We start from the raw sequence: 8,848 nt of genomic DNA on the forward strand, positions 1-8,848 counted from the left end.
CCTCGACGAGGGGGAGCCGGGAGCCTGGCCCGGCTGTTCCAGTCGCGGCTCGAGAACAGTTTTCCTCGCGTCCTCGCGCCGGACTGATGCGACTTTCCCGATCTCGCGGGTTAACCCGGCATGCGAGCCTCGACGCTGGCCGGAATCGCCCTCGCGGTAGTCCTCGGCGGGTGTGACGATCAACTCTCGGAAGCGGACGTAACCGACCTCCCGGCCGGCGACGCGCTCGGCGATGCGTTCGCAGGCGACTACACGATGGAGCTGACGACGCTCTCGTGCGAGGGCATCTGCGCGCCCGTGCGGCTCTCGGAGCTGGTGGTGCTCTCGGTCTGCGACGTCGGTGCCCGTCAGTCGGGGACCGCGAGCGTGTCGCAGACCGACGGCCGGCTGCAGCTCGACATCCGCGGCGCCTTGCAAGCGAGCCGGCTGCTCGGGGGCGTCGACACCGACGGGACCTTCGTGGTGGGCGGAGTGGCGACCGCTGCGAGCGGAGCCTGTCAATGACTTTGAGACACGTTGCTGGTCAGGTTTAGTGAATGTGAGATTTCGCCGGAGCTGCAATCCGAGGATGGGTCAATCTTGGTGCATCTGTCCGAAAGGACATGGACGTCGTACTCGCGAAGACCGCGGTCGGGACGCCGCGGAGGGTTGATGTAGACCGCGGCGGGAGGCCGGCGCGGGGTGGGCCTTCCGCGGACGAAGCGCTCGGGGTGGGCCTCGTAGGCGGCATGGAGGGTGGCTGCCCTGACGGACAGGATGGCCTCGGTGCGGCCGTAATGCACATCGGCAGGTGCCAGGAAGGCGATGCCGGAGTGGCGGTGGTGATGGTTGTAGCCGTCGACGAAGCGGACGCAGAAGCCGTGGGCGTCGTCGTAGGAGGCGAAGCGCGCGGGGTAGTCGTGGGTGTACTTGAGGGTCTTGAAGTGGGCCTCCGAGTAGGGGTTGTCGTCGCTGACGTGGGGCCGGCTGTGCGAGCGGCGGGCGCCGAGGACGTCGTAGAGGTCGGCAAGCTCGCGGGACGTGGGGACGGCACCGCGATCGGCGTGGATGGTCAATTGGTCAGGTTGGATATTCTGCTTGTCGCAGGCGGCGCGGATCAGCCGCGCGGCGATGTCGGCGCTCTCGCGGCGCGCCAGGGTCCAGCCGACGACGCAGCGGCTGTAGATGTCGAGCAGGACGTACAGGTAATAGTATTGGCCCTTCGTCGGTCCTCGCAGCCAGGTCACGTCCCACGACCACACCTGGTTCGGCGCGGTCGCCAACAGCTCCGGGCGCTTGTACTGGGGGTGCCGCCGCTGTCGCCGGCGCTCGCGGAGCTCGCCCTCGGCGGCGAGCAGGCGATACATCGTCCGCGCGCTGCACACCCATCGCTGCTCGTCGAGCAGCGTCGGCACGATGACCTCGGGGGCTTTGTCGACGAAGCGCTCGCTGTGCAGCAGCTCCAGCACCTCCTGGCGCTCCGCCGCGCCCAGCGCCCGCGGCGACTGCCGCGGCTTCGCTTGCCTCGGCGACGGCGCAGGGCGGCGCCGGCGGTACACGGTCGCCCGCGAGACCCCGAGCGCCTCGCACGCCCGCGGCAGACCTGTCCTCTCGGACAGCTCGTCTGCCTGCGCGATCAGGGCTTTTCGGACGGATCGATCGTCGCGAGCGGGATCCCGAGCAATTGCGAGACTTTTTTTGGACGTCGATGATCAGCTTTGCCGTCTCGAGCTTGTGCTCGAGCTGCGCCACCCGGCGGCGCAGACGCTCCAACTCCTTCTGCTCGGGGTCCTGCTTCGGCTTCGGTCCGCGCTTCTTCGGCTTCAACGCCCCCAGGGTCCCTCGTCCCGCTGTCGCCTCCAGGTCGACAACAGCGAGCTGTACAGGCCTTCCTCGCGCAGGATGGCGCCGATCTGCCCCTCGCTGGCCTGGTCGGTCTGCGCGAGGATCTTCCGCTTGTACGCCGGCGTGAAGCGGCGTCGCGTCGCCTTCTCGGCGGTCTCGGGGTTGGGCTCTCGTGCTGGAGTCGCCATCGGATTCATGCCTCCGTTGACTCGCCCGATTGCAGGCCGAACTCCACTCTCGGGTGCTCTTCGCCGAGCGTCGACCCCGGTGAAGCAAGGATTTCGATGGGGCTACACCGTTGCTGACTCGTCGCCTCGGTGGCCGACGACCTCGGACGCGCTCTCGCCCTGCCTACTCGATTGCTCCTCGTTGCCGCTCGTTTTGAAGGCGCTCCTGATGTTCGTCGTCGCCGTAGGCACAGCAAGAATTTCGACCGGACTACACTGTTGCTGAATCGTCGCATCGGTGGCCGACAACCTCGCCCCACTCACGCCCTGCCTACTCGATTGCTCCTCGTTGCTACTTCTCTTGATGGTTGGGTTGCTCATGCTCTTGATTCACGGACTCGCCCTGCTCTCTAAACTTCGCGGGGGCCGTGTCTCACACGACATTGGCAGGTAGGGGCCGTCGACTGTGCCGGCAACATCGTCGTCGGCGGCAGCTTCACCGGCAAGCTCGTCATCCAAGGCCAGGTCCTCACCGCAGTCCCAGGTGCCGAGGAGCAGATCGACGTCGTCTACCCGACCGAGGACATCTTCCTCGTTAAGTTCGGCCCTGACGGTGTGCGCCACTGGGCGCGCCGTTTTGGCGACGAGCGCCAGCAGCGCATTCACGACCTCGCAAGGGCACGCTTGAACTCGGCGGTGAGCCGATCGTCAGCGACGATTACGTTGTTGGCGCCGCCGACGACGATCGTGCCAACGGAGCGCCCTCGTTGGCACAGGTTCGTTTGAGATTACGGATAACCGGACCCAGCCTCCAGGCGTGAGTCCGCCGCTCAGGTCGCCGGCAGCAGGCGCGCGAGGTACTCGTACATCGCCGCGTCGGCGAGGCGGCCGAGGGCGATCGGGAAGCTGTTGAAGCCATGCACGCCGTGGGGCCAGACGCGCAGCTCCCCAAGGTTGCCGGCCGCGTGCCAGCGGGTCGCCATGAACAGGGTGTCGTCGAGCAGCGGATCGAGGGTGCCGACGGTGAAGAGCGCGGGGACCAGTCCGCGGAGGTCGGCGTAGAGCGGCGAGATCTCGGGGACACGGCGCTGCTCGAGCGAGCGGCCCGGCGCGAAGGCGGCGCCGAAGTACTCGATGAGCGGGCGCGAGAGCACGAGGTTGCGCTCGCCCCAGGCGCGCTGGCTCGGCGTCAGCGACAGGTCGTAAGCGCCATAGACGAGGTTCGCGGCGCGAAACGCCCGCGCGAGGTCGCCGTGGTCGCGCAGCCGCAGCAGCGTGAGCACGGCGAGGTGAGCACCAGCAGACTCGCCGCCGAGCGTGAAGACGGGCGGCGCGTCGAGGACCCGGGCGCCGTGCTCGACGAGCCAGCGAGCCGCGTCCTCGCAGTCGTCGGGCCCGGCCGGGAAGGGGTGCTCGGGTGCGAGGCGATAGTCGACGCTGACCGTGACGAGCCCGGTCGCGGCCGCCAGCGCCGTGAGGGCGGGGTCTTGAAGGTCGGCGGCGCCGAGCATCCAGCCCCCGCCGTGAATGTGGAGATAGACCCCGCGGGCGGCCGACGGCGGACGGGCGACGCGGAGCCGCAGCGGGCCGCCGCGGGCCGGGATCTCGAGGTCTCGCATGTGCGGGAGGAACACCGGCGCAGGGAAGATGCCCTTGCCGGCGCGCCGTCCGGCGCGGACGAGCGCGGGCGGGACCGTGTGCGCGGGCGGGATGTCGGCGAGCATGGCCTCGAGCCGGTGGTTGAAGGCGAGGGTCTCGGCGACGACCTCGGGGGCGACCGGCTCGACGTGGAGCATCATGGCGCGCAGGGTATCACGCGGCCAGATCGACGCTCAGGCGGGCATCTCCGCGAGGACCACGAGGTATCCGGTCTCCACGAACAGGACGCGCTCCGGGGCCGCGACGAGGCCCTGCGGCGGGCTGGTCGTCGGCTCCTCGGCGGCCAGCGCAGGGCGGGGGCGGCAGCACGGCGACAGCGCGCCCAGGCCGCCCTCTACGGTCACTTCACCGCGTCGAGCTGGCTGATGATCTTCTTCCACACCGCGGGGGTGACACCGACCTCGAGGTGCCCGAAGGGCACGCCTTCCTGCCGCGAGCGCGCGGCCTTGTCGGCGCCCGGCCAGCCCTGAGTGAGCTGATCGCGCGCCGCCACGCTGACATCGAACAGCACGCCGTCGCCATGCACCTCGCAGGTCGGGCAGCTCATGCCGTCGATCTCGAACGGGGCGCCGGCGCCGCCCGTCGTGCCGTGGACCACGTACAGGAAGTCGAGCTCGCTGCTGAGGCCGTGATGACGGAGCCGCTCGATGAAGTTGCCGCCGATCTCCATCACGGCCTGGATGCCGATCCCGTCCATCAGGCGATAGGTCGCGTACCCCCACGAGTAGTCGTCCGCGTTCTCGGCGTCGTAATAGACGTGCTGCGCCTGGCAGGGCGAGCCGGCCGGATCGAACGCCGTCTCGCGGCACATGATGTGACCGTCGTCGTCGTCGAGGTAGCCCCCGAACATGTACGTGAGCTTGTACGACATCCACGTGCGCCATTTGGTCTCGTCGGTGTCGAGCTCCGACCAGTCCTCCCCGTCGCTCTGGCGGTCGGGGATCGGGTAATACGGGCGCAGGTCATACGCCGCCTGCAGCTGGCCGAGGTACGCCGAGACGTGCTTCCCGTGCTCGTCCACCGACCCCCACATCGCCAGGTTGTACTTGTCGAAGCTGACCTGGCTCGCCCCGTTCGCCGCGTTGAGCGCCTCGAGGCTGCTCGAAGAGACAGGCCGCCCCGCCGCGTCGAGCCCGGTGATGTTCGAGCTGTAGATCCGCGAGAAGAAGTCCGGCCAGGTGCCGCCGCGGCCGTCGCACACCGACTGCGCGAACTGGTTGGGGAGCAGCGGGCTCCCGCCGTAGCCCCAGTTGACGCACTGGAGCGCGCTCATCCATCCCCATGTCACCGGCCCCTGGCCGACCGGCGCGTTCTCGAGGGTGCTGTAGATCAGCAGATCGTCGTACGGATGGCGGAAATTGAGGTCGATGCCCAGGTGCGGGCCCGACAGCGGCACGTAGACGCGCACGTCGTCGCGGAACGTCGGCACGCGCTTCGCCTGCTCCGCCGCCAGCCGCTCGAAGTGCTTCGGCCCGAAGTCGTCCCACGTGGCGACGTCGCCGGCGTAGAGATCGACGGACAGCACCCCCTTGCTCCACGCGATCACGTCGACCTTCGGCTGCCCGGTGAGCTCCTTGATCCGGTCGATCGCGTTCGCCACGTGGGTGGCCTGGCTGTAATTGTCGCCGTGGAAGTTGCCGAAGGTGATCGCATACGTGCAGCGGCCGGTCGCCTCCAGCGCCTGCACAAAGCCGGTCTTCTGCGTGGTGCCCGGGTACGCGGCGCCGGACCCATTGCGCCCGCCGGGCAAGAGCCACACGTTGCCGTTCTGCAGCGCCCCATGCACGAGCAGCACGGGCACCTTCCCGGGATCGCAGGCATTCTTGCCGGTCTTCGGCCCGTGCTGCAGCAGCACGAAGCGGGCCTCGGGCCGGGTCGGCCCGACGGACGGGCACGACGGCGCCGACTTCGAGCCCACCTTCCCGGCGCACGCGCTCTTGTAATGGAGGTTGAACCCGTCCACGAGCTGCTGGTTCAGCGCGCCGAAGTAGGTCTGCAGCGGATAGGTGCCGTCCTCGTAGGTATCCTGCCAGCGAGGTTTCTGCGTCCGTAAATTGTAGCCCTCGGTGCGGTAGGCCTGGAGTCCCTCGAGGAGCTCGATCTTCCCCCACGACCACGACGGCGGCGTGAGCTGGCCGACCACCCGATAATCATCCTGGTACACGTCGTCGGCCGGCGGATCGAAGTATGCGTCGAACGGCGCAGGGATGGCCTCTCCAGGATCGGGCAAGTTGCGAGCGATGGGCACGGCGTCGCCCGTGTCGCTCGTGCGGTCGGCCTCGTCGAGGTCGACCGCATCGTCGGGCAAGTCGACGCAGCCGGCGGATACCACCAGGCCGAGGCCAGAGAGCGCGATGAACAGGTGCGACAGCGGGGACAACGAATACCGCATGACACTTCTCCTCAATGTCCGGACAGACCGGGACGTTAGGCGCGGGACCCATGGATGGTCAAGCGATTTGTTTTGCGCTGCAACATAATGCGGTGATGCCGGATGGCATGATGCAGAACGATGTTCATCCGGCGATCTCAGGCCCCTCGGCGACGCTGCGGCCACGAGCACCCACCCCAGGTGGGCGCCCGCGCGCATGGCTCGACCTCGGGATCGAACGCCCCCTGCGATCAGGAGAACGGGCGAACGCGGCGCTCGCCGCACGCTCGCCGTCACGCCGGGCACCTGCGCGCGCAGGGGTACGCAATGTTTTTGCGGTGCAAGGTGCCGTGTCTGGCGCTGGCCGGAATAAACGGCCATGCACGGAGAGTTATGTTGCGGCGCAGCAAAGATGCAGGCGCGTTGCGATCTGCATGCCTATGCAGTGCCACGACCTGCAACGCCGCTGACCGCTCGCACGGAGCCGGCCCACGCGTCGGGGCTCGGCCTGGCGACATCCAGTTCCTGAAGAACTCGGTCGTGCTGCACAAGCGCACCACGTACGAGGATTGGGATGACCCGGCCGAAAAAACGACGCCTCTTGCGCCTGTGGCTCGCGGCGCCCGACTTCGACGACGGCGACGTGCAGCTTCGACGCGGCGGCCGTTTAGCTTGAGCTCGAGAATTCGGCGCCGCAGCGCGTGCCGAGTGACGCCGAGCAAGGCCGCGGCACCGACGAGTGAGCCGGCGCGCTCGAGGGCGAGCTCGCAGAGCCGGCCTTCAGCGTCGAGGAGATTTAGCTGTCGAGTTCGATTCGCGTGGGTTCCGGCGCGGGGTCGTTCATGATCATCGGACTCGCGTCGCAGAGCTGGTGTGATCGCAGCGTCCCGCCTTGATTCGCGCGGAAATGGTTGTTGCAACGCGGCCTCGGCCTCCGATGCTTGAGCCCGTCGTATCATATGATACGGCGGGCTCAGTGAACGGCCAAGCCAGCCACGGCCTCTGCCTCGGCCTCGGCCACCTCGCGCGCCTCGCTGCGATAATAGTCGGGCGGCAGGCCGTGGCGCGAGCGCCGACGAGCTCGCTCAGATGCTCCCCCAGACGGTCCCCGCGGACCGCTTCCTGCGCATCGTGCTGAGAAACCGGCTCGCGAAGAAGTGGCCGCTCACGTCGGACGAGTACCAAGACGCGTGCATCTTCTTGGCGGCGGAGCGCGTCGGGGCGGGCGGGCGGGCGTTCGCGTCCGAGCTCGGCATTCCTGGCCACGAGTACGCCACCCTCAACGACGCGGTGTTGGAGCGCCACATCGAGGCGACGGAAGCCGATCACCGGATCGCGGCCGCGCAGATGATGCGGCCGGGGCACCTGCACCTCATCGAGCGTCGACTGGCTGTCGAGGACGACGAGCGCGCGCGCGCCGGTCTGCGCGAAGCGGGCCAGCGCATCGCGGGCGAGAGGGGCGCTCCGCCGAGCGCCCTGCTGAGCGGGCCCGACCGCCTCGCGCAGCTCGTTCGCCTCTTTGGCCGCGACAAGGGGTGGTTGCGGTGGAGCACCGCGGCCGCGTGTTTTGGCCAAGACGCGGAAGAGCTGAGGGCCGCGGCGAGCGAGCTGCCCATGATCCACTCGTCGGGCGCGTTCTTCTTCGTCGCGGAAGGAGGACGCACCCCACCTCCGCTCGTCCCCGACCTGGGGGATGCGCGGGAGCTCGCGCTTCGAATGGCCTGCTCGGACGCGCTTGGCCGAGTGAAGGAGTTCACGCCCACGCACGCGCGTCAGCTGGCCGAGTTCTGGTTGCGCGCCCAGACCGGCCTGTGGCTTCCCGATCTTCGCTATTGGCTCGGGCTCCCCGACCTGGCGAGCGCCTTCGAGGGGGTGCTCTTGCGCGCGGGGACCACGCCGCTGCGTTGCCATGGCGGGCAGATCGAAGGGGGCGTGGACCTCAACGCGGTATTGGTCATGCATCACCCCATCCACGGCGACTCCCCGTGGCAGGACGAGGCGCCGAAGTGGCAGACGAACCGGCCGCGCCTCGGTCAAGACGAGCTCCCCGATTTCGAGGCCGCCCCCGAGGTGGCTTTCGCCGATTGGACGCGTCGCACCAAGGCGCTCGGCTACGAGGGCGTTCGTGAGCAGCGGGCGGTGATTCACACCGTTCGAGCCGTCGGCAACGTCAGGATCCACCACTCCGGACACGGCGAGGGCTACGGCAAGGGACCGCAGCGGATCCGGGAGGTGTCGTTTCCGACCCACTCGGACGCCGCAGTCTCCGAGGTGGTCTGGGACCTGCGAAGGCTGCTCGGGATCGACCCGCTGAAGGGCTAAAGCGCGTCGCCTTGGGCCTCGCCGAGGCAGCCGCCTGGCCCATCCTGCCGGGGAGTCATCTTCACCTTGCCGGCCGTGCCCGCAGGCCGCGCGCTGTAGTTCGGCGAGGCGCGCCAGATCGATCCGGCGTAGTCGGGGCCGGGCGCGAGCGCCGGTTGCTCGGGGTGGTGAAGTCGGGGACCACGCCGGCCTCGGGCCTGAGCTGGGCCACGGGGGCGCCGCCGAGGTCGAGCACGGCGACGCCGCCCTGGAGCGCGCCGTAGACGTCGTGTTGGATGTAATTGACGAGCGCGTCCTCGATGGCGATGTCGCTCATCGAGGCGATCGCCGGGGCCCACGCGCCGAGGTCGTCGCGGTCGAACTCGAGGTCGTCGGCGTAGCTGCGCAGCACCGCGGCGCCGGCGCGGATGTTGCTGCGGCGGTCGTTCTTGACGTCGTCGAGGCTGGCGTCGATGAGCCCGGCGCCGAGACCGAAGTGCTGTGGCGGAGATCGAAGAGGCCGGGC

General features: G+C 68.8%; 7 protein-coding genes and 1 pseudogene. 2 read left to right on the forward strand and 6 right to left on the reverse strand.

Translation table 11 applies throughout. The features are described from left to right. The first annotated feature begins 120 nt into the window (after nt 1-120). Complete coding sequence (locus tag OV090_RS13040; protein ID WP_267703934.1) at nt 121-504, forward strand: hypothetical protein; 384 nt, start codon at nt 121-123, stop codon at nt 502-504. Nucleotides 505-638: 134 nt separating this feature from the next. On the opposite strand, the pseudogene OV090_RS13045 reads toward OV090_RS13040, so the two are convergent. From OV090_RS13045 to OV090_RS13065, 5 genes and pseudogenes are all read right to left on the reverse strand, one after another. Further along, nucleotides 639-2,021, reverse strand: a pseudogene (locus tag OV090_RS13045) (IS3 family transposase); the annotation flags it as partial. Between the two features lie 360 nt (nt 2,022-2,381). After that, nucleotides 2,382-2,657 (reverse strand): hypothetical protein, encoded by a 276-nt coding sequence (locus OV090_RS13050; protein ID WP_267703935.1) that lies wholly within the window; start codon nt 2,655-2,657, stop codon nt 2,382-2,384. Between the two features lie 164 nt (nt 2,658-2,821). Then, complete coding sequence (locus tag OV090_RS13055) at nt 2,822-3,790, reverse strand: alpha/beta hydrolase (protein ID WP_267703936.1); 969 nt, start codon at nt 3,788-3,790, stop codon at nt 2,822-2,824. Between the two features lie 33 nt (nt 3,791-3,823). Continuing rightward, a complete protein-coding gene (locus OV090_RS13060) occupies nt 3,824-3,994 on the reverse strand; it encodes a hypothetical protein (protein ID WP_267703937.1) in 171 nt (56 codons plus the stop codon). Further along, entirely contained in the window at nt 3,991-6,042 is a 2,052-nt protein-coding gene (locus OV090_RS13065) for an alpha/beta hydrolase (protein ID WP_267703938.1), read from the reverse strand. Before OV090_RS13065 ends, OV090_RS13060 begins: the two co-directional genes overlap by 4 nt. Before the next feature lie 1,068 nt (nt 6,043-7,110). Here OV090_RS13065 and OV090_RS13070 point away from each other — a divergent pair. Further along, nucleotides 7,111-8,343 carry a hypothetical protein gene (locus tag OV090_RS13070; RefSeq protein ID WP_267703939.1) on the forward strand — a complete coding sequence of 411 codons (1,233 nt, stop codon included), beginning with the start codon at nt 7,111-7,113 and terminating at the stop codon, nt 8,341-8,343. Between the two features lie 61 nt (nt 8,344-8,404). On the opposite strand, the gene OV090_RS13075 is transcribed toward OV090_RS13070, so the two are convergent. Beyond that, nucleotides 8,405-8,734, reverse strand: a complete 330-nt coding sequence (locus tag OV090_RS13075; protein ID WP_267703940.1) for a hypothetical protein — start codon at nt 8,732-8,734, stop codon at nt 8,405-8,407. Nucleotides 8,735-8,848 lie beyond the last annotated feature (114 nt).

Source organism: Nannocystis sp. RBIL2 (assembly GCF_026626745.1).
In the GTDB taxonomy this organism is placed as follows: Bacteria; Myxococcota_A; Polyangia; order Nannocystales; family Nannocystaceae; genus Nannocystis.